The organism is Bradyrhizobium sp. ORS 111 (assembly GCF_045571485.1).
Classification (GTDB): Bacteria; Pseudomonadota; Alphaproteobacteria; order Rhizobiales; family Xanthobacteraceae; genus Bradyrhizobium.
This window is the reverse complement of record NZ_CP120701.1, coordinates 2,069,211-2,094,734: the sequence shown is the minus strand read 5'-3', so window position 1 is coordinate 2,094,734 and position 25,524 is coordinate 2,069,211. Positions and strand designations below refer to the sequence as shown.

At 60.1% G+C, this 25,524-nt stretch carries 27 protein-coding genes; 7 read left to right on the top strand and 20 right to left on the bottom strand.

Going from position 1 to position 25,524, the window contains the following annotated elements; genetic code table 11:
* Window positions 1-557 precede the first annotated feature (557 nt).
* Window positions 558-2,441, bottom strand: a complete 1,884-nt coding sequence (locus P6U30_RS09650) for an NEL-type E3 ubiquitin ligase domain-containing protein (protein WP_280984939.1) — start codon at window positions 2,439-2,441, stop codon at window positions 558-560.
* A 1,347-nt stretch (window positions 2,442-3,788) separates the two neighbouring features.
* Here P6U30_RS09650 and P6U30_RS09645 point away from each other — a divergent pair.
* The 5 genes from P6U30_RS09645 (at window position 3,789) to P6U30_RS09625 (ending at window position 7,607) form a co-directional block, all read left to right on the top strand.
* Complete coding sequence (locus tag P6U30_RS09645) at window positions 3,789-4,292, top strand: hypothetical protein (RefSeq protein WP_280973424.1); 504 nt, start codon at window positions 3,789-3,791, stop codon at window positions 4,290-4,292.
* Window positions 4,289-5,425 (top strand): molybdenum ABC transporter ATP-binding protein, encoded by a 1,137-nt coding sequence (gene modC, locus P6U30_RS09640; RefSeq protein ID WP_280980779.1) that lies wholly within the window; start codon window positions 4,289-4,291, stop codon window positions 5,423-5,425. Before P6U30_RS09645 ends, modC begins: the two co-directional genes overlap by 4 nt.
* 9 nt (window positions 5,426-5,434) lie before the next feature.
* A complete protein-coding gene (locus tag P6U30_RS09635; protein WP_407169068.1) occupies window positions 5,435-6,112 on the top strand; it encodes a DUF2478 domain-containing protein in 678 nt (225 codons plus the stop codon).
* A gap of 340 nt (window positions 6,113-6,452) precedes the next feature.
* Window positions 6,453-7,007 carry a peroxiredoxin gene (locus P6U30_RS09630; RefSeq protein WP_280973427.1) on the top strand — a complete coding sequence of 185 codons (555 nt, stop codon included), beginning with the start codon at window positions 6,453-6,455 and terminating at the stop codon, window positions 7,005-7,007.
* A 6-nt stretch (window positions 7,008-7,013) separates the two neighbouring features.
* Window positions 7,014-7,607: a carboxymuconolactone decarboxylase family protein gene (locus P6U30_RS09625; RefSeq protein WP_280973428.1), complete on the top strand. Its 594-nt coding sequence runs from the start codon at window positions 7,014-7,016 to the stop codon at window positions 7,605-7,607.
* 142 nt (window positions 7,608-7,749) lie between these two features.
* Here P6U30_RS09625 and P6U30_RS09620 read toward each other — a convergent pair whose 3' ends face one another.
* The 8 genes from P6U30_RS09620 to nifH all read right to left on the bottom strand — a co-directional run bounded on the left by P6U30_RS09620 (window position 7,750) and on the right by nifH (window position 15,546).
* Window positions 7,750-8,046 (bottom strand): ferredoxin family protein, encoded by a 297-nt coding sequence (locus tag P6U30_RS09620; RefSeq protein WP_280980781.1) that lies wholly within the window; start codon window positions 8,044-8,046, stop codon window positions 7,750-7,752.
* 36 nt (window positions 8,047-8,082) lie between these two features.
* Window positions 8,083-9,390: an FAD-dependent oxidoreductase gene (locus P6U30_RS09615; RefSeq protein WP_280980782.1), complete on the bottom strand. Its 1,308-nt coding sequence runs from the start codon at window positions 9,388-9,390 to the stop codon at window positions 8,083-8,085.
* A gap of 11 nt (window positions 9,391-9,401) precedes the next feature.
* Window positions 9,402-10,511 carry an electron transfer flavoprotein subunit alpha/FixB family protein gene (locus tag P6U30_RS09610; RefSeq protein ID WP_280973431.1) on the bottom strand — a complete coding sequence of 370 codons (1,110 nt, stop codon included), beginning with the start codon at window positions 10,509-10,511 and terminating at the stop codon, window positions 9,402-9,404.
* Window positions 10,512-11,046: 535 nt separating this feature from the next.
* The gene (locus tag P6U30_RS09605; protein WP_280973432.1) at window positions 11,047-11,208 is read right to left on the bottom strand and encodes a hypothetical protein; all 162 of its coding nucleotides are present in this window, start codon (window positions 11,206-11,208) and stop codon (window positions 11,047-11,049) included.
* 297 nt (window positions 11,209-11,505) lie between these two features.
* Complete coding sequence (nifW, locus tag P6U30_RS09600; protein WP_280973433.1) at window positions 11,506-11,847, bottom strand: nitrogenase stabilizing/protective protein NifW; 342 nt, start codon at window positions 11,845-11,847, stop codon at window positions 11,506-11,508.
* 563 nt (window positions 11,848-12,410) lie between these two features.
* A complete protein-coding gene (gene nifV, locus P6U30_RS09595; protein ID WP_280984940.1) occupies window positions 12,411-13,544 on the bottom strand; it encodes a homocitrate synthase in 1,134 nt (377 codons plus the stop codon).
* Between the two features lie 279 nt (window positions 13,545-13,823).
* Entirely contained in the window at window positions 13,824-14,513 is a 690-nt protein-coding gene (locus P6U30_RS09590; RefSeq protein ID WP_280973434.1) for a nitrogen fixation protein NifQ, read from the bottom strand.
* Window positions 14,514-14,661: 148 nt separating this feature from the next.
* The gene (gene nifH, locus P6U30_RS09585) at window positions 14,662-15,546 is read right to left on the bottom strand and encodes a nitrogenase iron protein (protein WP_280978230.1); all 885 of its coding nucleotides are present in this window, start codon (window positions 15,544-15,546) and stop codon (window positions 14,662-14,664) included.
* Window positions 15,547-16,083: 537 nt separating this feature from the next.
* Between nifH and P6U30_RS09580 the strand changes: the two genes are divergently transcribed.
* Window positions 16,084-16,563 (top strand): ArsC/Spx/MgsR family protein, encoded by a 480-nt coding sequence (locus tag P6U30_RS09580; RefSeq protein ID WP_280980785.1) that lies wholly within the window; start codon window positions 16,084-16,086, stop codon window positions 16,561-16,563.
* Between the two features lie 298 nt (window positions 16,564-16,861).
* Window positions 16,862-17,611: an OmpW/AlkL family protein gene (locus tag P6U30_RS09575; protein ID WP_407169067.1), complete on the top strand. Its 750-nt coding sequence runs from the start codon at window positions 16,862-16,864 to the stop codon at window positions 17,609-17,611.
* Between the two features lie 504 nt (window positions 17,612-18,115).
* Here the strand turns inward: P6U30_RS09575 and P6U30_RS09570 are convergent.
* From P6U30_RS09570 to P6U30_RS09520, 11 genes are all read right to left on the bottom strand, one after another.
* Window positions 18,116-18,460 carry a ferredoxin gene (locus P6U30_RS09570; RefSeq protein WP_280980786.1) on the bottom strand — a complete coding sequence of 115 codons (345 nt, stop codon included), beginning with the start codon at window positions 18,458-18,460 and terminating at the stop codon, window positions 18,116-18,118.
* Window positions 18,461-19,032: 572 nt separating this feature from the next.
* Window positions 19,033-19,164: a hypothetical protein gene (locus P6U30_RS09565; RefSeq protein ID WP_407169066.1), complete on the bottom strand. Its 132-nt coding sequence runs from the start codon at window positions 19,162-19,164 to the stop codon at window positions 19,033-19,035.
* A gap of 1,052 nt (window positions 19,165-20,216) precedes the next feature.
* Window positions 20,217-20,666 carry a Rieske (2Fe-2S) protein gene (locus P6U30_RS09560; RefSeq protein WP_407169065.1) on the bottom strand — a complete coding sequence of 150 codons (450 nt, stop codon included), beginning with the start codon at window positions 20,664-20,666 and terminating at the stop codon, window positions 20,217-20,219.
* Between the two features lie 590 nt (window positions 20,667-21,256).
* On the bottom strand, window positions 21,257-22,405 hold the full coding sequence (locus tag P6U30_RS09555) for a DegT/DnrJ/EryC1/StrS aminotransferase family protein (RefSeq protein WP_280978232.1): 1,149 nt from the start codon (window positions 22,403-22,405) through the stop codon (window positions 21,257-21,259).
* Between the two features lie 50 nt (window positions 22,406-22,455).
* Window positions 22,456-22,725, bottom strand: coding sequence for a DUF6129 family protein (locus P6U30_RS09550; RefSeq protein ID WP_280973439.1), 270 nt, complete (start codon window positions 22,723-22,725; stop codon window positions 22,456-22,458).
* 31 nt (window positions 22,726-22,756) lie between these two features.
* On the bottom strand, window positions 22,757-23,116 hold the full coding sequence (locus P6U30_RS09545) for a DUF3024 domain-containing protein (protein WP_280973440.1): 360 nt from the start codon (window positions 23,114-23,116) through the stop codon (window positions 22,757-22,759).
* Window positions 23,117-23,131: 15 nt separating this feature from the next.
* Complete coding sequence (locus tag P6U30_RS09540) at window positions 23,132-23,371, bottom strand: nitrogen fixation protein NifZ (protein ID WP_280973441.1); 240 nt, start codon at window positions 23,369-23,371, stop codon at window positions 23,132-23,134.
* On the bottom strand, window positions 23,368-23,688 hold the full coding sequence (locus tag P6U30_RS09535; RefSeq protein WP_407152468.1) for a nitrogen fixation protein NifZ: 321 nt from the start codon (window positions 23,686-23,688) through the stop codon (window positions 23,368-23,370). The genes P6U30_RS09540 and P6U30_RS09535 overlap by 4 nt, the downstream gene beginning before the upstream one ends.
* The gene (locus P6U30_RS09530) at window positions 23,685-24,458 is read right to left on the bottom strand and encodes a 4Fe4S-binding leucine-rich repeat protein (RefSeq protein WP_280973443.1); all 774 of its coding nucleotides are present in this window, start codon (window positions 24,456-24,458) and stop codon (window positions 23,685-23,687) included. The genes P6U30_RS09535 and P6U30_RS09530 overlap by 4 nt, the downstream gene beginning before the upstream one ends.
* Window positions 24,455-24,886, bottom strand: a complete 432-nt coding sequence (locus P6U30_RS09525; protein ID WP_280980792.1) for a hypothetical protein — start codon at window positions 24,884-24,886, stop codon at window positions 24,455-24,457. The genes P6U30_RS09530 and P6U30_RS09525 overlap by 4 nt, the downstream gene beginning before the upstream one ends.
* 408 nt (window positions 24,887-25,294) lie before the next feature.
* Window positions 25,295-25,519 carry a 4Fe-4S binding protein gene (locus P6U30_RS09520; protein ID WP_280973445.1) on the bottom strand — a complete coding sequence of 75 codons (225 nt, stop codon included), beginning with the start codon at window positions 25,517-25,519 and terminating at the stop codon, window positions 25,295-25,297.
* Window positions 25,520-25,524 lie beyond the last annotated feature (5 nt).

Sequence of the window (25,524 nt, the reverse complement as noted above, 5' to 3'; positions counted from 1 at the left end):
AGTCTTTGGACATTCGCAACGTTTGTTATCCATCGTGAGGCTTCGGGGCCGTCGCCTTGTACTTCAGATCGTACGACCTGACGCTACGTGCGATTCAAGCCCTTTAAACGTCGGGCGCGAAAATATGTCCTGCGTTGCACATGTCGAGGCCCGGGCGCGAGCATGCAGCATGGCGGTCGCCGATGCCGACGACCTGGCCGCCCGGCGCACAACCGACTGTCGAAGGTTGTGCGCAGCGGTTGTTGCCAATGCCGACAGAGCGACAGCACAATTCGAGCGACTTGCTTGCGGCAGGGCTGTCGCACTCGGGACTCAAGGCCAAATGAACGCCAGATCGCAAGCTCGCGCCAATCGCCGCGCGGCGAGCTAACCAGGCGGCTGGCTCCCGGAATCGGGAACGATTTGCGGCTGCTGGTTTGCGTGATCCGAGCAGCGCACACTACAAATGCAGGAGAAATGAAGAGGCCGTTGCCATCTGCGGCGTCGATCTCCGAAAAGGTCATGACTGTAATGACGATTGCGGATGGATCGACGGCCCTTGCCCTTGGAGGACCGCTTCAGAGCGCAAGCCCTCGGTCTGTGAGCACCTTGCGCAGGAGATCGCCCTTGATCTCGCAAGCGAGCTTGCTGCTGATCTCGGCTCCAAGCTCCCGCTCGGCATCCTGCAACCAGGACGTGGAAGAGGATGCCTGGGTGTCTGCGGTCATCTGAAGCGCGGCGAGGCTTTGGGCCAAGCGAGTCTTGAATTCATTTTCTACTGCATCGGCGAGCCGCTTCTCCATCGCTTCGTAGTCTTTGGGCGCGATACGGCGCGCGACCGTCGCCCAAGGTTGCCAGCGCGTTGCCAGATAATCGGCGAACCCTGTTTTCTCCTGGTTCCGCACGAATGTCTCAGCCGCAGCGACGTCGTTCTGATCGACGTGCGAGACGGCCAAGAAGCGCATGTCGGGGGCGATGTGCAACAATTCCAGCGGGTCACGCAGCTGATTCTGGTAAGCAAGGTAGACTTCGATCTCGTCGACGTCGGAGTCCGGATCGGCGCGGCGGAGCGACTTGACCCTGTCGCGCGCGATGCCGTCCAGCGTCTCCAGGCGGAACATGACACGACCGTGCTGGAGCAGTTCCTCGAGCCGCCCGTCATAGACCCCGTCCTCGACATCAACGTTCAGACGGGCGGTCTGCATGCCATTCCAAGTCAAAGTGATGCGATCTTCGCAACTCGTGCTCGCGTCGAGGGCGAGTTGGAAGTACTGCTCGCGCAATCGCGGCCTGATCGCAGCTTGCCTCAGGTCATCGCGCACCGCCTGCCGGAACGTCTCATTGCCGTAGTTCACGGTACCTCTCAGCCTGTCCAGACAGTGTGCGTATTGCTGGGCGCCCGGTTCTTGGGCGAAGCCCTGCCAGGCGGCCACCATCTTCGGCTCACCAACGAGCCAGTCCGCGACAACATCGGACAAGGAGCGCGCCTGAACTTGTGCGACCCCTTCATCCCCTGTAAAAAACACCTGCGGGCCAGCGTAGTCCCCAGACTGCAGGGCCGTCATCAGGTTGGCCTGCACCTCCTCGGGCAGCGGATTATCCTCCAGGTTGATGCTGGACTCTCGACCTAGCCGGGCCAGCAGGGGCTCGGGCACGCTGGTCAACTGGTTATTGCTGGCATCAAGCCATAGGAGCTCTGACGGGACAGTCTCGGGCAAGCTGGTTAGCCGATTGTGGCTGGCGCTGAGCCACTCGAGCGCAGCCGGAAGGGGATCGGGGAGATCGGCCAGCTGATTATAGTCGACGTTCAAGCGCTCGAGCCCGGCTGGAAGGGCGGGCAGGCTGGTCAGATGGTTGCCGCTGGCATCGAGCTCCTGAAGTGTTGGTGGAAGGTCGGGCAGATCGGTTAGCCGATTGCTGTTGACGTTCAGGCGGCGGAGCCCGGGCGGCAGCTCAGCGGGCAGGCTGGTTAGCCGATTGCTGATGGCGTAAAGCCGCCGCAGTGCGGCAGGAAGGTCGGGCAGACTGGATAGGCGATTGCCGCTGGCATAGAGCCGCCGGAGACCGGCCGGAAGAGGATGGGGTAAAGTGGTCAACTGGTTGTCGTCAAGATTCAGGCGGCGGAGGCCGGCCGGGAGAGCAGCCGGCAAGGTGGTCAGGGACAATGACGACAAATCCAGCGCTTCATCGATATCGCCCGCCTCTTCCCAAGCTCTCGTTCGCCTCGTCGCCTCCGGCCCGTTCGTGTTCTCGCCCTGCCCCTCTTCGGCAGCCCTGTTCTCCGCAACCTGATTGCGCGGCGATTCGCTCGGAGCCGAAGCTTCGCGAGGAGTCTGATCGGCGGCAGACGCCCTCGCCAGTGTCATGGCTTCGCCCCATCGCTCCCTCGGTTCGGAAGTTTCACCAGTTTCCGACGTTTCGGAAGTCGTGCGAGCGCCCCGCTGAGCCCGTCCTGCGTCCATAGATCCAACCTCTGCTGTCACCAAGCAAGGGAATGCGTCAGACCGGCACTTTTCAAAGCCTGAGTCGTCACGACGGACGAACATCACCTGAATGACAAAGCAGAGATCAAAGACCGCCGTTGCCAACCAAGAGTGCTGAACGCCCGCCCAAGGTCGTGAGCGGATCAAGCCGGAGCTGCCATTCCGGGTAGAGAGGTCTTCAACTGCCAGGTTTAGCTGTCGACCAGCTGACGCACGATGCACCATTGCGCCCGGCCCATTTCGCCGTCAGCATAGCACCCGGCAAGCGCAAATGAGGCGACGCCGTCGACGCAAGTGTTCGAGCGCAATGCACGGAGCCGTTCACGAACCTCGTCGTCGCCGTGTCCGTCGCCACAACCGTGGGGCTAACCGCAACTCGTCCGTTATCCGACGGCTCCGCCTGGCGAGATCCTGCGCTCCGATATCGACAGCGACCGAGGCTAGGCGGTAGGTGCCGCCGATCAGGCGGATGACCTCGTCTGCTCCGACATTTCGCAGATAATCGCAGCGGCTCGACGCGATGGACGGGCTGCCTATGATCAAGCCGGTCTCCGCATCGGTGCACATGACACTTATCGCTGCCGTTGGGTCCGCTGCCTCCACGAGTGTGATGTCGCAGTCCCGATAGGGGGATTTGGGGGCGCTGATGCGCAGCGAAGCGATAGCCATGGCCAGTCCTATGTGCCAGCACGAGCGAGTGAGGCGCGAATTTGTGCGCTCTCAGACAAGGCCTGCCGGCGTGCTGTTCGATGAAATCAGGAAATCGTTCGGGAGTTTGCGCTTGGGCGCACGGTGCTCACTCTTGGCGCGATGGTCGCCAAAGTCGTGCGAGGAGGTCGATCGTGATGCTCATGAAGCATAGATGCCTGAAATCTCTGAAAGGTCCGTCCAAGAGATCACTAAACTTCTAGCTAAGGGGTCAATGCCATCACAGTAGCCGTCGGGCGACGCATTTCCCTCGGGTAGCTCGATCGATGAGATCGAGATCGTACACATTCCAACAATGTCGGCTTATGCCCACGGTAGACGTCTCGGTCATCACATCGTCAGACGAACTCATCCTTGACAGTTCAACGCAGAGCCGTCCGACCATCTCTCCCATCCGCGATATGCGGTTGGAGGACTGCAACGTCGAAGACCCGAGCATAACGCGCAGCCATTCGAGAGTACGGCGCTGAGCCACCTGTCCTCGGTTCGATTGGCGCGAAAACGGTTCGGCACAGTATTGCTCGAGCGGCACGAAGCTTGCTGGGATGGGGCGCAAGGTGCTGCAGCGGCAAGAGCGGTTGCAGTACCGGCTTCTGGAGTCGCGATGAGCCTGGTCAATTGATCCCAATCGATGCAACTCTGACGCAGCCTGTGCACGCAGATGCGCTGGCAATAAACCGTACTTTGGTGATAGGCCCGCAGTCCACACGGCCAGCCGACGTCATTGCGGCACGTTGCAAAAACGCAGGGCGCGAGGCCACCTTTGACTTTATCACGACCCGCGGGCAATGCGGCCAGGCCCCACAAGCGGTGCTGCGTCCGATCGGACTGGTCGAGCATCGTCCCACAAGTGCGAAAACCTTGTTCAGCTGTGTGATCGGCCGGCACGCGTTGCGGCGCTCGACTGCGGCCCTCGTAAACGGCACGGAACTATTCAAAGCGCCGCCTATCGTACAGCTGTCAACCTGCAATGCTGCGGCCGCGCCTTATGGCATCGCCGTGATGCAGACGTCACGCTGGAGCGAAACGAACTGGCTCGTTGGCGGCACGCTGATCTTGCTGCTTGCGGTGATCCTGCTCGTTGCCTTAATCGAAATTTGCAGCATGAGCGCCGACAAGTGAGAGCAGCAAAACCAGGCTGTATCGAAGTTGCGTTCAGCGGCTCTCGCGGGCGCATCCCGCTTGATGCGCAGTTTAGCGTACCGGCCAAGGGTATAACCGCGATCGTCGGCCCGCCAGGTTGCGGCAAGAAGACCGTCGCGCGCTGCATCGCCGGCTTTACGCGCCTGCCGGCCGGCTTCTGTGCGCTCGATGGTGAGGTGTGGCAGGACGAGGCCAGGTTCCGCCCGCCGCATCTGCGCCCCGTCGCCTATGTTGCCCAGCGCCCGATCCTGTTTTCGCAGCTGTCCGTCAGACGCAACTTGCTTTACGCCGCCGCCAAGTCCACACCAACCAAGGTTGACTGCAATGAAGTGGTCGAACTGCTTGGCCTGGCGTCGCTGCTTGACCGCTCGGCCTCAACTCTGTCGGCCGACGAACGGCAACGTGTCGCGATAGGCTCCGCCTTGTTGTCAAAACCCCAGCTCCTCGTGGTGGAGGATTTGCTCGCTGCGCAAAATCGAGAGATTCGTCCATTCCTTGAGCGGTTGCACGAAAATCCTACACTGCCAATGATCTATCTCAGCCATCATGCGGCCGATATAGAACATTTTGCCGATCATCTGGTCATGATGGAACATGGAACCGTGACCGCTGCTGGCCCGTTACAGGCCTTGCAAAGCGATCCTGCCCTGCCACTTGCCTCGCGCCGCGATGCCGCAGTCAGTCTTGACGCTGTCGTCAGCGGCTACGACGGACGATATGGATTAATCATCCTGCGCCTCAAAGGCGCGCGCCTGTTGGTGCCCGGGACGCCGCTTGCGCCAGGCACCCGGCGACGGCTGCGCATTGCGGCCCGTGACGTCAGCGTCGCGCGCGAGGCGCCGCGCGCGAGCTCGATCCTCAATATCATTCCGGCACGCATCAAAGCCTCGATGCCGTTCGACGCGGCTGAGGCCACGTTGGTGCTCGCGCTCGAAATTGGAGGCTCAGCCGCCCAGATTCTGGCGCGCATTCCGCGTCGATCCTTCGATGCCCTGGGGCTCTCCGACGGGATGGACGTTTTCGCCGAAGTCGCGCGCTTCTTGCCGGTCGCTGCCTTCGATCCGTCACCGCGCGCCGTGGCGGCTGCGACGCGGGCGAATGAGCAACAATAGGATCAAACCATGACCACCGCATTTGGCGAGATCGATCCAAATTTCTTGGCCGCCATTCTCTACCGGCCCGAAGACCACGTCGATGCCCTGCTCGCCGACTTTGCTCAGGATCTCGCTCATCAAGGCGCACGAGTCGGCGGGATTGTCCAACGATACGTCGAGAACGCAAAGGGCACGACGATCATGCTCGCGGTCGACATTGCGACAGGACGCGAGATTTCGATCTGTCAATCCCTGGGGACAGGAGCGACCTCCTGCAAGCTCGATACGAGTGGACTTGCCGAAGCCGCAAGCGTCGTATCCCGGGCGATCAACGAGAACGCCGATCTTATCGTGATCAACAAATTCTCCAGCCAGGAGGCATTGGGCCAGGGCCTACGCGCCGAATTTTCTGATGCGATCGTGCATGGCTTGCCACTTCTTACGGCCGTCCCCGCAAAATGTCTTGCTGACTGGCGGGCTTTCACCGGGGACGCCTTCACGACGCTTGCGTGCGAGCGCCAATGCATGGCGCGATGGTGGAACCGTGTCGACAAGCACCTGGCGGCCATCCGCGTACACAATTCCAGCCACAGCCATCTGGGAACGATCATACCCGACAGGCTGATCACGGTCCCGACGCGATCGACGACGGCGGATCCCCGACGATCCGGCCGATTCACTCGTCATCTGCGGAAGCAGCCTTAAACTCTTTCATTCATGACGTGACGAGTTGTATTTACGGGCGTGCTGTTCAGCGCGGGCCCGGCAAACCCGGCTGTGTTGGGTTCCGCCCTGTGAAGCCCTACGACCGCGTCAGCACTCGACTTAGACGGACGCATCGCTTCGACTCCTGGCTCAAAGGCGTCCGCGACCGCAACTCGTCTTGATCCGGGTGAAGGCAGTTCTAAGCCAAACTGGGGTTCCAACGCCCATGATGCGCCTTCCTTGCTGCACCGTCGACAATTGCATCTTGCGAACAAATGGCATGTCGCTTGCTTCGCCCATGCTTCAGGATCCCTGCGGAGCAATTTTAGTGAGGACAAGCATGCTCGGAATTGGTTGTAAGTTGCCACCGTTCGAAATCACTGGCGTGAAGCCCGGGTTTCACGCGCACGAAGAAGAAGGACAGAGCGCGTTCGAGACGCTGACTGAAAAGAGCTTCCCGGGGAAATGGAAGATCATCTTCTTCTATCCCAAGGACTTTACCTTCGTCTGCCCGACCGAGATCGCCGAGTTTGCTCGGCTGTCCAAAGACTTTGCCGATCGTGAGGCGGTCGTGCTCGGTGGCTCGACGGACAACGAGTTCTGCAAGCTGGCCTGGCGGCGCGCGCACGAGGACCTGCGCAATTTGCCTATCTGGCAGTTTGCCGACACCAAGGGAGCGCTTGTCGACGGCCTCGGCGTGCGTTCGCCAGACGGTGTCGCCTATCGCTACACCTTTATCGCTGACCCCGACAACACCATCCAGCACCTCTATGCCACGAACCTCAATGTCGGCCGTAGCCCTAAGGACACGTTACGCGTTTTGGACGCGCTGCAAACCGACGAGCTCTGTCCCTGCAACCGCGAGATCGGTGGCGAAACCTTGAAAGTTGCTTGAGGCGGCATGTCATCGATCGAGCAACTGAAAGAGAAAATCCCTGACTTCGCCAAGGATGTCCGGCTCAACCTGGCGTCCTTGGTGGCCGATGAGACGCTGTCACCGCAGCGCCAGTATGGACTGCTGCTGGCGAGCGCGATCGCCACTCGTCATCCGGCCGTGATCGCCGCGATGGAGTCGGCCGCGGCCGCCGTGATGCGGCCAGAGGCGATCACCGCGGCAAAATCCGCAGCCTGCGTGATGGCGATGAACAACGTCTACTACCGCTTCGTGCACCTGGCTTCCAACCCGGAATACAAGACGATGGCGGCGAGGCTGCGTATGAACGTGATCGGCAATCCCGGGGTAGACAAATCCGATTTCGAGCTGTGGTCGCTGGCAGTTTCGGCGATCAACGGCTGCGGCACCTGTCTCGACGCCCACGAGAAGGCGCTGCGGGCAGCAGGCGTCAGTTCCGAAGCAATTCAGACGGCGGTGCGCTTTGCCGCCGTCGTGCAGTCAGTTGCGGTTGCGATCGAAGCGGCCGGGCCCGAGCTGCCTGCCGCGACGGGTGATCGGCCCTCTCCAGCTATTCGCGGCGCCGGAGTGAAAGGCAGATAGCCAAGGCGCGGCTTGCAAGAGCGCTCCACCATTCGAGCCCTGCTCGAACTCTCGCCTTCCGCGCACGAGCCTGGCCAGGCAGAATGGGTGCGTCGGTGACTACCGTTCGAGACGGAGATCACTCCCCCGTTTCGTGCACCTTTCAGCCGAATTTGAATAGCACCCCATATCCGCCGCGCGGATAGTTCCATTCGATGTCGCCAGTCGGTTCGGCGATCACGCGGCAGGTACCGCATTCAATGCAGCCGTCGACCGCGACTTCGACCTGGCCCTTGTCGTTGAGTTCGTAGCAGCGCGCGGGGCAGGCTCTCAAAAGTGCAAGCAGCTGCGGCGACGGCGTCGTGTGCCGGCGGACCTTGACGTGCGGGCGACCGACATCGACGAGATAGCGATTGTAGTATAACTTGTCCTCGACGCGTACCGACTGCTCGGCATTCATGTTCCAGTCTCCTTTGTCCAGCTTCGACATTGCTCGTCAGCGCCACGCGCGAGCAAAACGGACGGCATCTCCGAACAGGCCTGTCCAGGACCGCGCCTTGACGAAGGATTTGATTGTCACTTTCTCCTTATCGACCTTCGGCGTACCATCGACGCGCACGAAGTTCTGCATTGCGCGGGAGACGAGCTGCGGATAGGTGAGAAAGAAGCTTTGGCAATTGGTATGCATCAGCCGCGGTAAATCCTTGTACTTCTTGAGATCCTTGATCACGAAGGACTCGTCCAGCATTTTCTTGTAGAGCGACAGATTTTTTGCGGTCATGCCATCGCGGCGCGATTTCACCTGAGAAATCGCTTCGGCCGCGATGCGGCCTGAGGTCATCGCGAGGTTGGAGCCTTCGCGATGAACCGCGTTGTTGAATTGCGCGGCGTCGCCCACCACCACCCAGCCCTCTCCGTAGAGCTGCGGGATTGCCCTATATCCGCCCTCGGGAATGAGATGCGCGGAATATTCCTTGACCTCGGAGCCTGCGATCAACGATGCCACGGACGGATGCTTCTTGAAGTGATCCAACAGCCCGTAGGGTGTCTCGCCGGTCCGCTGGAAGTCGGCGACAAGACAGCCAATGCCGAGCGAAATGGACTCCTTGTTGGCATAGATAAAGCCCATCCCGGTCATGCCGCGGGAAATGGTTCCCGCCGCCTCGATCACGACGCCTTCGTCGTCCTTGAGATTGAAACGAGCCTCGATCGTCTCGCGTGGCAAAAAGTGCATTTCCTTCACCGCGAGTGCCACTTTGTCGGGTGTCGGCCGCGCACGCAAGCCCGCGCGCGTCCCGAGCAGGCCATTGACGCCTTCCGCCAGCACAACGACGTCGGCTTGGATTTCACCGTCACGGCGATCCGTCCGAACACCTCTGACTTTCCCGTAATTGTCTCGTACAAGCTCGGTGGCCGTGGTCTCATACAGAACGGTCGCGCCAGCCTCCCGCACTTTCGACGAGAACCATTTGTCGAACTGCGCGCGGATGATGGTGTAGCGGTTTGGCCGCTCCTCGTTGAAGTCTTCGGAGCGGTAATGCATGCCGACGTGGGACCGATCGTCCATCATCCAAAACCGCTGCTCCACCAAATGACGTTCGAGCGGCGCGTCCTCGCGAAAGTCGGGTATCAGCTTTTCCATCATATCGGCATAGAGGATCGCGCCCTGGACGTTCTTCGATCCGGCATATTCGCCGCGCTCGAGCTGCAGGACCTTCATCCCGCGTTCGGCCATGGTCAGCGCCGCAGCGTTTCCAGCCATGCCGGCCCCGACAACGATCGCATCGAATCTCTCCTGGATCATGACAATCTCCTCTAGCTTGCGATCCGGGCGCGCGACTGTGGCAAAAGCCGCGCTCGAAATGCCGCCGTCAACGACGGTAACAACTGCATGGCGTCATTGACGATCGCGATATGGGCAAAATCGAAGATCGGGGCGTTCTTGTCGGTATTGATCGCGACGATCAGATCGGCGCCCTCCACGCCGACCCTGTGCTGGATCGCGCCGGAAATGCCGGCAGCAATATAGAGCTTTGGTCGGATGGTCTTGCCGGTTTGGCCGATCTGGCGCTCAGAGTGAACCCAACCCTTCTGGACCAGAGGGCGCGAGCAACCATATTCGGCGCCAAGCACGCCTGCGAGTTGGCGCACCAGCTCGAAGTTCTCCGACGATCCAAGCCCTAGGCCGCCGGCTACCACGACATCGGCATAAGCGAGCTTGGATGTTTCGGAATCGCGATCTGGGATAAACGACAGCACCTTGGTGACAATACTGTCTTCAATGAGACCGAGCGGATGGATGATGATGCGGGCGGCATCGCGCATCACGCGCTCGGGCATCGGCATGACGCGCGGGCGGACTGTTGCCATCTGCGGCCTGTAATTCAACGTATAGATCGTGCAAAGCAGCGAACCGCCAAAGGTCGGACGCGTGGCCGCAAGCGAACCATCGGCATCGACTTCGAGGGCGGTGCAATCGGCGGTGAGCCCGGTCAATAGCGTGGTCGCGACAGAACCCGCAAGGTCGCGGCCGAGGGTGGTCGCTCCCAACAGCAAGATCTCGGGCTTATAGGTGTTGACGAGATCGGTTAGCGCCTTGGTATAGGATTCGTTGCGATACTCTGCCAGCACACTATCGGAGACGAGATAACTCAGATCGGCGCCGTAGCAGAAGGCTTCAAGGGCGGCGTTACGCGTGGTCTCTCCTTCCGGACCGATGACAACGGCGGCGAGATCGACATTCAGCCTGTCGGCGAGCCGTCGGCCGGCGCCCATGAGCTCCCAGGAGACGGGATGCACTTGACCGCGCTCCTGCTCGACGAAGACCCAGACATGCTTGTAGGCCTTGAAATGCTCCGGCAGTTCTTTTTTGGCTGCTGCGCGACCGCCTGCGGCCGGCATCGCGGCTTGAGTGACTTTGCTCATATCTATGAATTCCCCTCAGAACCTGCGCACCTGCGCCATAAGATTAGTCTTCCTGCCGGGTCGTCCCCGAAGATGGACCTGATCAGCATCTGACAGCTTCTCGGCAGTCTGCACGGGGCCTGTCTTCCCGGTGCAGGCGCGGTGAGTAAGGAGGCGCTTGACGATGGCGGCCGTACCGCGCGGATCGTAGTTCGAGCTTTTCTCGACAGCAGACCCTGCCCACTCCGTTTCACGACGAGCGTCACCGCTGGCACCGCGCCGCCCCTGCAACCGCGTCGAATCTGGCAGATCACGTCCGGCACGATCGGCCAGGCAAGTGCGCCTTGCGCGAGATGCTTGCACCCCAGCCGCGGCACAGCGCGCCGCATACGACGTGGCGAGCCATGTGACGTTGCTGCTGAGCCGCTTGTGACGTTCGTGCGTGGCGCCGGACGAGCAAGCCGTCTGCGGCCGCTTCCCTCGACATTTGATGCTGTTAGTCAAGCGCTGGACGCGGGACTGCGCCGAACCGAGGACCGACTTGATATACACGACGTTATGCATGTTTTCTCCAGCTGTTGCGCGGGTGCAGGAACGACCCATTGGCCACCACCTTCCGGCCAAGCCCGGCCTCGACCGCGTCAAAGGCGATTTCGAACGCAAGCTTTGGTCCGCAAACTGATGCGGCGCGAGCGGCGAGCAGTGAAAGAAACGTCATTGATCTTCCTTAACTCTCTTCGGACCTTGCCAAGTCTGTAGCGTCGGCGTCGATAACAGACTGCCGGACAGCAAGCGCCATACCAGTTGCGAGGCCGCCGAAAATCATGTGTCAAAGCAACCGCTTGAGGCTGATTGGACGGCGTAGTCACGATCGCCGACACGACGACTCCGGACATCGGTCCGGAATGTGACAGCACCGCCTTGTATTTCGCCGCGCAGCCGATCCGGATGAAAGCGAAGACGACGTAACACGCCGAAACAACGCCCATTGAGGGCAGCGACGTGATGCCCAGGACTACTTCAGTGCACTCAGCGGCACGAATGCCGCCGGCTTCTTCGGTTCGACGACTGCATCCTTCAACACCTTGAAGACCCGCTGCTCGATCGGCGATGACGCCACAAAATCGGCGTAGGCCCGCTCCAGCATCGCCTTGCAACGCTCCGTCACCTCCGCCTCCGCGACCCCAGCGAATTGTTCCTTGGCGAGATATTGCCCCATGCGCCTTAAGACATGCAGGCGCGCGACATTGAGGATCTTGGGGTCGTAGGGAACGCCGAGCAGTGCAAAAAAGTCTTCCGCCGAGGAGGCTTCGTCGAGTCGATCCAGGATGCTGCCTGTTCCCTGTGCGCCGTTCATCGAAAAATCTCCGTCGGGTTGGGCCGCCGGTGGCTCGTTGAAATCCGGCAAAGCCTGATGCTCTCGATACAGTCGCTCCTCGCGCAGGCGCTAGATATCGCTCGACCACGCCTGTAAAAGTTCGAATAAATGGACCGGAATGGCGATGACATCGCCGGCAGGAGTCGTGATCAGCTGACAGTAACGCTCGAGGTGAGCAGGCCGGAAATGACCGCCTTGCGGCCGCAGGCATGTCAGAAGATCGCGCACAGTGGCGTAGCGTTGAGCATGCGCGATGGCCGGAGAATTTGCATTGACCCGCGCCTTTGCCGCCCGTCGAGGGAGGGATCCTCTCGACGTCCGGGCCGAGTACGACGCAGCCTTTCGAGGCTCGGCGGCACCTGTCGGTTGCCTTGGCCGGTGGACCGCCACAGGACCAAAAGCTCTGGAGTCCACGGAGCGCGCCGCGCAAGCACGAGCGGACGGCTACACTATTTTCGCCGATCAACGAGATCGAAGACTGCGCTCGGCGTGCGGCGGCTTTTTCGAAGCGTTCGCAAGCGACAATGCTGGACATCGCCGCCTCAAGGGTGTTCGCAGACGTCGCGCCAGATGGAAATCACCGTCTCGCGCTGAACCGGCAGTTTGTGCGCGATGGCATGCTTTTGCACGCGCGAAAGTATCTGCCTTGCTTGATCGGCGTTGGCTGCAAGCTGCAATTCGTCGAGCAGCAAGGTGATTGCCGAAAGCCCGGAATGCTTTCCGATCGCAAAGCGGTTGGAGCGACCGAACAGGTGGGGATCAAGCGACTGATAGGTGCGTTGATCCTTCAACAGGCCATCGACATGAATACCTGATTCATGAGTGAACACGTGCTCACCCACGATCGCCTTATTCAGCGGAATCGTACGCGCCGCCGCGGCCGCGACCACGGTCGCGACGTTCTCGAGTTCCGACAGAATGATGCCGGTCTCGACTCCGTAGAGCTGTTGAAGTGCCACCGCGACTTCCTCCAGCGGGGCATTTCCGGCCCGCTCGCCCAGTCCGATGACGGTCACCGAGGCATGGCTCGCGCCGCCCTTGATGGCTGCAAGCGTATTTGCGGTCGCAAGCCCGAGATCATCGTGGCCGTGAAATTCGAGCTCAAGATTCGCGGCCGCGCGTAGCTCCCCGACCAGGGCATAGGTGGAATCGGGATCGAGCACACTGAGCGTATCGGCAATACGAAATCGCCGCGCACCCGCGGCTTCTGCGGCTGCGATCAGCCGCTTGAGAAATTCGATATCGGCGCGGGAGGCGTCCTCTCCGCCGACCGCGACCTCAAGCCCCCGCTCACGGGCGTAACCCACCACCTGCTTCACCCGTTCGAGCGCCAGCTGGCGACTGCCGCCGATCTTGGCGGCGATCTGCACATCGGAGGCCGGGATCGACATATTGACCATGGACAGCTTTGCCTCGATCGCCGCGTCGACATCGGCTTCACGCATCCGGCACCAGCCAATCGTGGTCAGCGGAAGAGCCGCCTCGACAATGGTGCGGATGGCAGCAATCTCCTCACCGCCCATGGCGGGCGTTCCTGCCTCGAGCTCCGTGACTCCTGCCCGCGCCAGCGCCTGCGCGATCGCGAGCTTCTCATCCGCGCTGAACGCAACGCCAGGCGCCTGTTCGCCGTCGCGCAGGGTCGTGTCATTGAGCACGATCGGCGTGGCCCGTGTCATCTCGGACCAGGAAGGTTTGGCAGTGGCAGCGATCACGACAACTCCTTACCGTGTTTGATCAAGCAGCGTTTCAGCAACCGCCATGCCACGCCGCCCTCTCCTCAAGTCATTGACAACTCAACCCTTTCGTAGTGAGCCGAGTGTCGCAAACGCGACAGCGTTACAATGTCGACGCCTCAATTCAATTCTTGTCACGCTGAGCTCGAGCTAACGCGGCTTGCGTGGGTGGAGAAATCGCCAGGAACACCAGACTTGTGCGTGCCCTAAGTGGGCTTGAGATCAGGGAGCCGCCCGCAGCAAAACGTCGCGTCGGCGTTCGGCCATCCGGCTCTCGCCGCTTTCATCGCCAAAGCAGACACTGAAGTCGTTGCATTGTGTGCATACCGGCGTCGTGCACATCAGGAGGCCATCATCTTCGCACAGCATGCGATAGAAGAAGCGCTTCCATCGCATATTGTTGATATTGCGCGCGGCGAGCGGCGCGAAATGGCGGTTGAGGAGCCGAGAGAGCTCGCCACGATTGCGCAATCCAAGATCCTCCCACAGGTGGTTTGGCTCTATGGCGCGGCGCGCGATCATTGCAGCCAGCCAGCGGCCGATATCTCCGTTCGTCGATCGTTGCGCGAGCAGAAGGTCACGCACCATTGCGATCTCGTCGGCCCCGTCGCACTCAAAGTTCGAGATCGGCTCCTCGACTTCGATCTGGATTGACGGGAAGTATTGATCGAGCACGGCAGCAAGTTCGTGGCACGACAGGCCAGCCTTCTCGGCAAGTAGACCACCATCCATCGTGGCAACGGACAGAATCGATGCCAGCACATGACGATCGAAATCTCTGTCGCTGGTAATGTCGGCGTCTGCGGGCGCCACTCCAGTGAGCAGGCGGTAGGCGGCCATTCCCGTATGAAGGTCCTCGCTCGCGTCGGTCGTCCCGCCGGCCGAGAACGGAAGCGTTTGCGTTTCGAACATGATGGTTTCTCCACAGCGGCCAAACATGCCACGCCGCGTCCTCATCCCGGAGACGGGTCTTCCGCCAGAATGCCGATCTCCCGGGGATGGGGGTTCGGGAGACCGGCATCCGCTCGCGTGCCCTTACGAGGCCACGAGTCGCAGCCTTTTACGAGGCCGCCAGTTCGGCGGCGGTCTTGCCAATGATGGATTCGTCAACCGGCTTCATAATGCCGTGCTCCATCAGCATATCCTCGAGCTCGTCCATCGAGATTGGAGTCGGGATGATGCCTTTACCGCCATTGTTGTGGACCCTGGTCGCGAGGTTGCGATAATGATCGGCCTGCTTGGAATCGGGCGCATACTCCAGCACCGTCATGCGGCGCAGCTCCGCGTGCTGTACGATGTTGTCGCGCGGTACGAAATAGATCAGCGTGGTTCCCAGCTTCTTGGCCAGCGCCTCTGCCAACTCCAGCTCCTTATCGGTCTGTCGTTCGTTGCAGACCAGGCCCCCGAGCCGCACACCGCCGGAATTGGCATATTTGAGGATTCCTTTGGAGATGTTGTTGGCGGCGTACATCGCCATCATCTCACCGGACATCACGATATAGATTTCTTGTGCCTTGTTTTCGCGGATCGGCATCGCAAAGCCGCCACAGACGACGTCGCCGAGCACATCGTAGGACACGTAGTCGATGCCCTCATAGGCACCGTTCTCCTCCAGGAAGTTGATCGAGGTAATGACGCCGCGCCCCGCGCAGCCCACACCTGGCTCGGGCCCGCCTGACTCGACGCAGCGAATGTCCTTGTAGCCAATCTTCATGACGTCCTCGAGTTCGAGGTCCTCCACACTTCCGGCGCTGGCTGCGAGGCTCAAGATGGTGTCCTGAGCCTTGGCGTGAAGGATCAAGCGGGTCGAGTCCGCTTTAGGGTCACAGCCCACAATCAGGATCTTGTGACCCATCTCAGCCAGCGCTGCCAGCGTATTCTGCGAAGTCGTCGACTTGCCGATGCCGCCCTTGCCGTAGAATGCGATTTGTCTCAGTGAAGACATGTTGCTCTCCATCAACCGATTTGCCGAACGTTGCGCGCTGTTTTGCGCGCGAGCTTGTTTCTCTCTCAGAAACGGGGCACACGGGTCCAAGGGAAGGAGAGCATCGCTCGTCTTGCGCGTCGGCGTGCACTCAGCCCTCACTCAGTGGTGCTGCATCGCAGTAGCAACCGTCGTGCCAGTGCCTACCGACGTTTGTAAGCTCCTGATTTGGTTCGACAATCGTCACAAGAGCGCAGCAGAGCTCGGGTGTTTTGGACATGACAGGATTCGGTGGCCTGTCAGAAATCGAACAGAACATCCGAGTACCAAGCTGCAACACGCGCCTGCCTTCAGCAGTTCGATGTCCCCATCTGTGGAACGAAACTTGCGGATCGCCCTGCAAACCACCTCGGCAGGTCCGAGGAGCGCGATCATGCAAGTCTGGCCGGACACGCTGATCGAGCCGCTAACCATGCAAGCCGCCCGTAGACCAGGACGAGCGTTCTCAAACCCGCCAGCGTCCCTTTGATCGTTCCCAACGTGCACGAACAGGCCACCATGGCGACAATCATTTTCTATCAAAAGCCCGGCTGCTCCACCAATGCGCGCCAGATGCAGGCGTTGAGGGCGGCAGGACACGACGTGATCGCCAAGGATATTTTGAATGAGCCGTGGTGCACGCAGACACTGCGTCGCTTCTTCGGGGATATGCCGGTCGCTTCCTGGTTCAACCGTGCCGCCCCGCGGATCAAGTCGGGAGAAATCGATCCGGGCACCTGCGACGCGGCGAGCGCACTCGCGCTGATGCTGGACGATCCATTGCTGATCCGGCGCCCGCTGATTGAGGCCGGCAGCGCCAGATGTGCAGGATTCAACCAGGCGCTCGCGCGAGCGCTCCTGGGGCAGGCTATCCCAGACGAACTCGATCGATGCTCGCGCAAAGAAGCCGACCCGTCCTGTCCGCGGATGCCGATCGATCACAGCAATCGACCAACCGCGGCGCGAGGTCAAGACGATAGCCCCTCTGATGCTTCATGAAGCTACAAGGAGAGAGGCTCGCGCTGGGACGGTCGCGGGGTGAGAGACACTATCCAGAATGCAGGAGACGACGGTCTTCCCGCTCCCGGATTTCGTACCGCGCATATCGGATCTCGCGCAAGCACTCGACACAACAGGCGCTGTGCAAGATCGATTTGGTGCGTACATGACCATGGGCTCGACGACGCAATTGCGAAGTGACTAGTTCGATTTGATCCGCATCAAATCCTTCGCCACCTCGTTCATGTGAGAGAGCATCGTGCGATTCCTCGCGCTGAGTTCGAGAACGGAGAGTCTGATGAGAACGACAACAATCTTGATGATTACCGCATCACCGCTCGTGCTTGCGGCATGGCTTGGTGGAATGGCCACGCCACTACGCGCAGCGGATCTGGCGCCAGCGCCAGCGCCGGTTTATTTCAAAGCGCCCCCACAAGCTGAGCCGTTCAATCCGTGGATGCTCCGCTTGCGCCTACTCGGCGTGTTGCCGGACACCCGGGGCAGCTCGGTCAATGTTATCGGCGTTTCGCCCCTGTCCTCGCCGAGTTCCGGGCTCTCGATCAGCGATCAAGCCATCCCTGAGCTCGACATCACCTACTTCTTCACTCCGAACGTCGCCGCCGAACTGATTCTCGGTGTAAGCCGGCATCACATCAGTGGCGACGGTGCGCTCAATGGGCTCAACATCGGCAAGGCCTCGCTGCTGCCGCCGACGCTGACCCTGCAGTATCACTTCACGGACTTCGGCGCCTTCAAGCCGTATATCGGCGCTGGCATCAATTACACCCTATTTTTCAACCAAACGGCAGCTAATACGCCGTTCGCCGGCCTGACCGTGACGGATTTGCACATCAACAACCAGGTCGGCCCAGCAGTCCAGTTCGGCTTCGATTACATGTTGGACCGTCATTGGGGCATCAACGTTGACGCGAAGAAACTATGGCTACGGCCGGAATATTCGGCGACCGTCAACGGCGTAATTCCCGTCACCGGGCGCGTCAACATCGACCCGTGGTTCGTCAGCGGCGGCATCACATACAAGTTCTGAGGCGCGGCACGATCCGAGAAGAAGCAAACCGATTCACTTAACAGCGGGATCGAGCGCGATGACGATCAAAGCATCATCCCGCTCGGTGCCCGAAGTCGAGCACAGCGCAGCATCCGCTCTAGCCGCGAGCGATCGGCGGCTCCGAAATGAAGTGCGCGGAGGCTATCAGTCAGGCTTGGGAGTGATCAGGTCACTTTCTGATTCCGGCGCGTGCAGAACATCCGCCCTGACATCAGATCAGTGCGGCGGCAACATGGCTGACTTCATCCACAGATGAAGCGCGGCAAGCAGGGGAACATCCATCTCATCTCATCGAAGATTGCGATGAAATCGACGGTCACGCCTGCAAAGTGGAGAGCACGGCCCGTCCGCGCGGCGGTCTTGAATGGGAATGTGAGGCTCCCCTCGCCGTCCAACCAGGGAGGGGAGTCCAATGATCCGGAGTTGCCTGACCTTCGATGGATAAACCGGGCCGACAGTCCGCGCCGCCGAGCGAGCCTCCAGCTACCGTTTCAACGCCATCACGAGACGATCGACACGATGGCCTCGCTTGAGATGGGACTCTACGATTTCGTCAATGTCTTCAGGCGTGGTCGCACGATACCAGACGCCGTCGGGATAGACCACCATCAAGGGACCGGCGCTGCAAAAGCCGAGGCAGCTCGTTGCCGTGAAACCGATATCGGTGAGACCTTGGGTTTCGATCGACTTGACCATCCTATCCCACAGGGCTTGCGCACCTGAGGTGACGCAGCTGCCGTGCGGATGAGTGGGCGGACGCTCGGTGTGGCAGGCGAAGACATGATGCCTATAGAGCTGAGGAAGTTCGAACTTGGTTTCTGCGTTCATACGCCTGCCCGTGATCAGTTCGCTTGATCTGAAGAAATTGTGGGTCGAAGCCCATGCCGCTCGACGCAATTTCGTATTGATCGTCGCATAGACGATCCGATGCGGCAGGCGGTCTTTTCAGCCCGCGAAGAAACGCGGACGGTCCGAATGCTAGAACAATTGTCGACGGGCGAGCGATCAGTCACGGACGCCTCCACCGTCTGGAACGGCGTTCCTGATCAAGGTTACAACGTCTCGTCCTGTCATTACTTGCTTCCGCTTCGTCTGTTTCATCGCCCCGCCTTCTCTATGCAAGCTCCGCACCAAGACACGAGGTGTACTTCTGCGGCGATCGCCCTCGGTTTGCCGGATTGCAACTATCGACCATTGTCAGATTTGCGACAGCAATGTTGTCTTTCGCTGGACATCGCGCACATCGAGCGCCGATTTCGCACTCACGTTTCAGGCTTCCAACGCCTGATCCAGGTCAGCCAAAACGCTCGCTCCTTCTCTATGAGCCGGCCCCTGCAACAGCATCTGACGGGATCGGAAAACGATCCTCGTGATTGTCGTCCTCTCCATAAGGCCTGCGGCTACCACGACATGCCCCAGAAAGACGCTTGCCGCCACTTCACCGCGAACATGCGCACGCGCTGGCTTAAGGTGCCAAGGTCACTCAGCCATCGGCGCGGGACGCCGAGACCGACGACGGCAATCGCAGTCACGCGCTAATCCGTCACAGGAGCACACGCTGTGGCACCGTAATTGCAGTGCGCTTGATGGAGGACGTCACCATATGACAACGCTGGATGTTAGTCAGCCTGATTTCTCTGCCAAACCGACGACGAGGAGGCCTGATCCATCAGATCGAGCCATGTCCCGGCGTGACGGCAGGCATCGGGCCGACAATGCCCGGTTACCTCATCTGTGGCGAGATATCGAAGCCGACGCTGAAATGCGGACAGCGAAGTCGACGGCATCAAAAACATCGATATCTGGTTTGTCTTCGATTCATTCCGGGACACAGCGCGTCAATAAGTCCACTTCAAACCTTTGTGGCGGATCTCATGAGCTCGGCATTCAATCTTGCGAGGCGAGCATAACAATGATCGAAGCCACGGCCCGCGACGGACATAGCCTTTTCACCGATCGCGCCGATCGCGACGGTGCATTTACGAAGGATTCGTACTTTGCAGGGTTATTCCCCGTATCGCCGCAGGTGCAGCCGTCGCGTCACTTTCCCAAGGATCTACGATACAGGATCGTCATTTCACGCCCCCAACGGTCCTGTTAGTCTGGGCCTCCCATTCTCCCTGCCCCAGACGGTGCCCTCGGTGGGACTCCAAGGCCGCCGAGGGCATTTCTTTTTTCGTCGAAGTCATTCCTATCCGTCACAAACAAGGATTGAATTCGGGCCAGCCAGTCCATTCGGGATAACGCTTAGCCGCCTCCTTGGTGCCGCCGATATCGTCCCGGTGCATGATGCGAATGAGTTCGCTTCGTTCACTCCATCTGCGAGCCAGGCGTCGATCAGCCGGCCGATCCTTGCGAGGCCGCCAAATGCGCTCGACGATCGGAACATGGCTGGCCCGACCGTTGCGGCTTGGGCATTCTGCCCACACGACTTGCGCCGGCGCACGCGGGTCCCCTTTGGCTTTCATGGCATCACAAGCAGTTCCGCGGGTAGACTTGGGTCGATAATGACAAGACGGGTGGCTCCATCCGCTGGTCACACAACGCGTGAACGACCTGATCAACGGTCGAGAGATCGCGCCGGCTAATCCGGATGGATCGCAATAGCCATGGTTTCATCGCTGTCTTCGAGCCAATCGGAAGGCCGATTGTCCTCCAGCAGCTTGACGCCACACAGACAGACTTCGCCCTCCTTCACGGTGATCGCGATCGGCTCGAGGAGGCGTCCATTACAGGGGCCGTCGATGCAATAGCCGCTGTCGATCTCGAAGATCGCTCCATGCCGGCCGCATCTAAGAAAAGAGCGGTCCGCTGAGAAAAATTCGCCACCGCCGACGTTGAGCCAGACCCCGTCATGTGGGCAGCGATTGATATAACCGAAAAAGTCATTGTCAAACGTCCGCACGACGACAATTGGGAATGGCCGGCTCTCACCGCCGCCGTCGATCCGGGCCAGGCTAAACCCCTTGGCACCGCCCCGCTCAATGGTGCCGGCAGGACAGACGGCAAACAGGTCGATCTCGCGAGCCGCCATATCGTCGCTGATCCCTTATCGCCGCCTCACAGCTTCCAGTCTGAAGGCATCGACCGCAGTTCGCGGCAACCGAAATAGCCCGCAGCCGCGAGCGAGCGGCCGATAGGCATGGCCTGCGCGCGCGTTGAGAACATTGAACCACTGGTTTGGCGTGAGCTTCGCGGGGCGCTCACTGATCTGCGCCACCGTCCCGTCTGGGGCGAATCGGACGTGAATGATGACCTGTTGCGCGTTCATACTCGTTCCTTTTTTTGGTCGAATTTCGAGGCTTGAGACGAACGCTCAGGAGATTGGTCCCTGACACCCTGGGCTTCGAAGCGCTGAGCGTCGCGTCGAACAGCGGGTTCGAAGCGGCATCTACGCTGCGTTCGCGCTTGCCATTGTCCTCGCGCCCGACCTTTGAGCGCCTCCTGAGCTCTTCCCCACGCCCCGTTGGAGCCGACCTGCTCCGCCCTCGCAATTTGCCTCACGTGGCATTCTCCGCGCCAGGCAACAGATGCGCAGCAATCGACCCCGCCGTCTTGGGCAATGGCAAATCGGTGATCATCATTCGATGCTTGCCCAGCCTGGTTTATGAGATGGCGGCTAGCTCAGTAGATGGCCGCGCCAGCGCCTACATTGACCGATGCATCCTTCATCGTCTCCACGATAAACTCGATCTGTTTGTTCGAGAGATGAGTGTGAAATGGCAGAGCCACGGCGCGATCGGCAATTTTTTCCGTAACCGGGAAATCACCCCGTCGATAGCCGAGATCAAGATAGTGAGGCTGCAAATGTAACGGATGGCTGTAGGCGACAGCTTCGACCTGCTCGACGCGCAAATCGTCGACAATGGCATCGCGGCTCGATCGCGTAAAGCGCGTCCCGAGATGAACCAAATACAGAAACCAGTTCACCTCGGTCGCATCGGGGCCGATATAGGGCGGCTTGATGCCCTCAAACGATTGCATATGCGCATTGTAGAGCTGCTCGATCAGCCGCCGCCGCTCCAGAATTTCCGCAAGGCGCTTGAGCTGCGCAAGTCCTAAGGCCGCTGTGAGATCGCTCATGCCTGCCTGGTAGGGCGGCGCGCTTCCGACGACGACGGAGAAGCGTTCATCTGCTCCATGGGCGCGGTGGCGACGCAGGCTAACGGCGAAGTCGATGTCGTCGGTGACCACCATTCCGCCTTCGCCACAACTCAGTGCCGACGGCTGAGCAAAGTCGAAAACGGCGACGTCGCCAAAGCATCCGACAAGTTCGCCCCTATATCTTGATCCAATCGCCTCGGTGGAATCCTCCAAAAGAAGCAGCCGGCGGCGCTGCGCGATTGCGCGCAGCTCCGACCAGGGTGCCGGATGGCCATTTGGATTCCCAGCGATGATCGCTCGCGTGTTGAGCGTGATTCGCTCTTCGAGTTTCGCCGGGACCAACGCTCCGGACCAATAGTCAATATCAGCAAACACCGCTCGCGCGCCTGCGAGACTGACCGCATGGACCGTCTCGCGAAACGAGTAGGGCGAGGCGATCACCTCCTGCCCTGGCCCGATGCCGAGCGCCTTTAGCGCAAGCAGAAGACCGATAGTGCCGCTCGGCACGGCAACGGCATAGCTGCGGCCAACATAACTCGCAAATGCTTGCTCGAATTCATCGGTGATCGGCCCGTTCGAGAGCCGCGGCGAACACAGCAACGCCTCCACAGCAGAGAGTTCGGCGCTTGTGATATCGGGATCGGACAGCGGAACGAAGGAAACATCCATCCTTGCGTCGGCGGCACAATTATTGTGGTTCTCCGCCAGTCCAATACCGCTCACCGCCCAATATTCCTTCTCGCCAGCAGCATTCCGGTTGCCTTTGCAGGGTCGGCCGTCATGTGAACGCAATGATCGGATCCATCGATGAGATGCAGATCGAAGTCCAAGAAGCGCCGGAATGGCTGCTCCGTCACATCGGACGCGTCACAGCGCATCCAGGCGAGCTTCGGAAAGCGACGGCGCAACGCCTCAAGCGATGCCGCATCGGCGCTAGTCGCCGCAAGCAGCCGTTCGATTTCGGTCAGTTCATCGGCAGCCAGCGCCATTGTAGCTCCTCCATGACGGTCCCCGACCGCATCATTGCCAGAACAATCGCTCGGGATCCGCGTTCAGCTCGTCGATCGCTGACGTCAACCGTTGGAAAATGCTGTAAAATTCCCAGCTCTCTCGCACGTGGTTCTTGAAGAAAAGCTTCCAGACCTCGCTCACGACATCATAATGGACCAGCGCGATATCAATCAGGCCGCCGCCCTTGTCGATATTGTGCGAGCAGCAGGGACTCTCGACGAGATAGCCGCTCCTCACCGGCTTCACATTCGGCATGACGTAGCGATAGCGATTGCGGGTGATCAACGCGCGCTCGATCCGCTTGCGATCGAGTTCGTTCGGGTGAGGAACAAGCCCGGTCTGTGACTTCCGCACTACCGCTGCAGTCATCGCGAAAGTCTCCCCTCAAAGTAGCGCAATTTCTTCTTCGAGACAGCCGATGACCAGCTGTCCACCAAAATCGACAATGTAGATCGGCACATCCGCTTGCGTATGCATGGCGACCCGGATGATGTTTCCGATCCGTCCGGCACTGAGCAGGAGTCCGTCGGCCGGCGCATCGGGAAAAGAACCGTCATTGATGAGGTCGACCGCGGTTTTGACCCGCTGGCCTGATCGATATTTCGGAAGGCCCGTCTCCGTCATGATCCGCTCGTTTTCGGCAGCGCCAGATGATCAGACGCCTCGCGCATGCCGACCGGATCGAGCTCCTTGCGCTTCATACCGACGCGGTAGCCGGTTTCAAGAAATTCGACTCCGTAGATATAGAATTGCTGGAGGAACGTGCCGATGGAAACGACGTAACCAACCTCGCCTTTCTTGGCCAGGAGAGCGCCGATGTCCTTGCCGGGATAGGTGCCATCATTGCGGATATTGCGGTTGGCCCGCACCTTGTCGCCGAAATTGAAGGCCGGGGGCCCGTCCAGCTCAACCAGGTCACTGTCGCGAGCGATGTTGCTCATGCTCGCCATCCTTGTGGGCTGATGGACGAGACGGTCAACCGAGCGCGGGCGACCTCCTGCACCATGCTATCCTCGTCTTTGACAAGATCTGCCAACTCGTCGGCCGCAATGCGGCTCGCGACTTCGTAACGGATACGCCAATCAGGGTCACGCCGCAGCGTGGTCAGGGACTGAGGTGACAGTCGCCGCGCGATTTCGAGGCGGATCGAAGCCTGCGGGTCGTTCACCATGGCCATCAGCCAATCGTATGGAATACGTCGCGCCACCATGCGGCGAACCTCGGTGTCCTCGTCATTCATCAGTGATCCGAGCCGCCACGGCGCAATCCGGTATGCCACGACGCGACGGACGTAATAGTCATCGTCCGACAGCATCGGCACCAGTTCGTCGTCATCAAGCAAAGCCGCGACGCCAATCCTGACCGCGCGATGCGGATCGTTGCGCAGACGCAGGACATAACGTCTGGGCAGCCGCTGCGCCGCGTTCCAGCGCACGGTCTCATCCCCGTCATTGATTAGCCGCAGCAATAGAAAGCGATTGGCGTATCTGGCCACAATCGCTCGCACCTCGAAATACGGGTGGCCAATATAACCGTCGGCGAGCCCCGGGTTCTGCTCGAAGAAGCGATCGATGCGGCGAGCGTACCTGTCGTGGACGCAGGCGTGCGAGGGCTCGCAGCCGCCCCCTTTCTTCAGCGACCGATGAGGGCAGGCGCCGCAATCGATCTCATGCCCGAGCCAGTCGAGGGCATCGCCGATGTCAATCGTCATCGCACTTGCTCATCTGTTCTGGAACGTCCAAGGCAAACGCCGGCGCCGACCTCGCCGGCGGGTTCGAATTCGAGCAGATTTTCGTTGCCACAGCCGTTATTCGGATTGCCGAACACCATCTTCAGCAAAAATCGACAGAAGCGCGTCTCATAGCGATCGAGAGCGCTCGCGGCCGCGCTGACTGTTAACCAACCGTCGGCGCCTGTGTTTCCGCGCTTGATCCGGCGCAGACAGGGCTTTGCGATCTCCAATGCTTGGGTTAACCGAGCCGTGTAGAAACAGACATGGTAACGGACCACGGCATGGTCCGCGGCCAGCGCTTGAGCTTTCAACAGGTAAGTTTCGGCTGTCTCGTCCTGGTAACGTCCAGCCCACCGCAGTTGATCTTCGGCGTCACGCGGCAGGTCGTCACCGTGCTGTGTGTGCATGATCTGCACCCCCTTGCGGCAACATGTCGGGTCGACTGCAATGTTCCGCGTAATCGTCGGCCTTGCTCGTTTATTGGAGCGCTCTCTGCGTCGTTGGGCAGCGGTGCTCCTGGTTCCGATTGACTTGCTACGAACTGCGCCGCCACGTCGATCACATCGGCAGCGACACTGCCGAATAGACAATCGGTCCACGGCCTCGAAGCGCAACTTTTGACCAGCACTGGGCTCGACCAGCACACCCGATCCCGGAGGCCGATGCAGCATCGATGCGCGCGACGAACGCTCTCGAGCGATCGGTTCCCTTGATCCGAACCGAAAGCGGGCTTCTGGGACACCATCAACGCGCCGCACGGAACTTATCGACTGCGCTCCGACGCAGCTTGGCCTGAACTTCATCGTCTCATCCCGTTAACCCGGTGCCTTGTAGCGCGGCAATGACACATCGATCACGCAGGTGTCGTCGACCGGGCAAACCTCGACACATTGCGGATCGTCGAAATAGCCGATGCATTCGGTGCACTTCTTCGGATCTATTGCGAAGATTCCACCTTTCTCGACGATCGCAACGTTCGGGCAAATCGGCTCGCAGGCTGAGCAGCCGGTGCATTGCGAAGCGATGATCTTGAACGGCATCGATA

Bases quoted from the DNA above. Each gene is read 5' to 3' on its own strand.
- P6U30_RS09525 (WP_280980792.1), bottom strand. From the start codon at position 24,886: ATGCACACACAGCACGGTGACGACCTGCCGCGTGACGCCGAAGATCAA.
- P6U30_RS09530 (WP_280973443.1), bottom strand. From the start codon at position 24,458: ATGACGATTGACATCGGCGATGCCCTCGACTGGCTCGGGCATGAGATC.
- nifV (WP_280984940.1), bottom strand. From the start codon at position 13,544: ATGACACGGGCCACGCCGATCGTGCTCAATGACACGACCCTGCGCGAC.
- P6U30_RS09575 (WP_407169067.1), top strand. From the start codon at position 16,862: ATGAGAACGACAACAATCTTGATGATTACCGCATCACCGCTCGTGCTT.
- P6U30_RS09545 (WP_280973440.1), bottom strand. From the start codon at position 23,116: ATGACTGCAGCGGTAGTGCGGAAGTCACAGACCGGGCTTGTTCCTCAC.
- P6U30_RS09620 (WP_280980781.1), bottom strand. From the start codon at position 8,046: ATGAATGCCGAGCAGTCGGTACGCGTCGAGGACAAGTTATACTACAAT.
- P6U30_RS09580 (WP_280980785.1), top strand. From the start codon at position 16,084: ATGGCGACAATCATTTTCTATCAAAAGCCCGGCTGCTCCACCAATGCG.
- P6U30_RS09540 (WP_280973441.1), bottom strand. From the start codon at position 23,371: ATGACGGAGACGGGCCTTCCGAAATATCGATCAGGCCAGCGGGTCAAA.
- P6U30_RS09630 (WP_280973427.1), top strand. From the start codon at position 6,453: ATGCTCGGAATTGGTTGTAAGTTGCCACCGTTCGAAATCACTGGCGTG.
- P6U30_RS09625 (WP_280973428.1), top strand. From the start codon at position 7,014: ATGTCATCGATCGAGCAACTGAAAGAGAAAATCCCTGACTTCGCCAAG.
- P6U30_RS09610 (WP_280973431.1), bottom strand. From the start codon at position 10,511: ATGAGCAAAGTCACTCAAGCCGCGATGCCGGCCGCAGGCGGTCGCGCA.
- P6U30_RS09520 (WP_280973445.1), bottom strand. From the start codon at position 25,519: ATGCCGTTCAAGATCATCGCTTCGCAATGCACCGGCTGCTCAGCCTGC.
- P6U30_RS09590 (WP_280973434.1), bottom strand. From the start codon at position 14,513: ATGTTCGAAACGCAAACGCTTCCGTTCTCGGCCGGCGGGACGACCGAC.
- P6U30_RS09570 (WP_280980786.1), bottom strand. From the start codon at position 18,460: ATGAACGCAGAAACCAAGTTCGAACTTCCTCAGCTCTATAGGCATCAT.
- P6U30_RS09560 (WP_407169065.1), bottom strand. From the start codon at position 20,666: ATGGCGGCTCGCGAGATCGACCTGTTTGCCGTCTGTCCTGCCGGCACC.
- P6U30_RS09605 (WP_280973432.1), bottom strand. From the start codon at position 11,208: ATGACGTTTCTTTCACTGCTCGCCGCTCGCGCCGCATCAGTTTGCGGA.
- P6U30_RS09650 (WP_280984939.1), bottom strand. From the start codon at position 2,441: ATGGACGCAGGACGGGCTCAGCGGGGCGCTCGCACGACTTCCGAAACG.
- P6U30_RS09555 (WP_280978232.1), bottom strand. From the start codon at position 22,405: ATGGATGTTTCCTTCGTTCCGCTGTCCGATCCCGATATCACAAGCGCC.
- P6U30_RS09535 (WP_407152468.1), bottom strand. From the start codon at position 23,688: ATGAGCAACATCGCTCGCGACAGTGACCTGGTTGAGCTGGACGGGCCC.
- P6U30_RS09615 (WP_280980782.1), bottom strand. From the start codon at position 9,390: ATGATCCAGGAGAGATTCGATGCGATCGTTGTCGGGGCCGGCATGGCT.
- P6U30_RS09550 (WP_280973439.1), bottom strand. From the start codon at position 22,725: ATGGCGCTGGCTGCCGATGAACTGACCGAAATCGAACGGCTGCTTGCG.
- nifH (WP_280978230.1), bottom strand. From the start codon at position 15,546: ATGTCTTCACTGAGACAAATCGCATTCTACGGCAAGGGCGGCATCGGC.
- P6U30_RS09635 (WP_407169068.1), top strand. From the start codon at position 5,435: ATGACCACCGCATTTGGCGAGATCGATCCAAATTTCTTGGCCGCCATT.
- nifW (WP_280973433.1), bottom strand. From the start codon at position 11,847: ATGAACGGCGCACAGGGAACAGGCAGCATCCTGGATCGACTCGACGAA.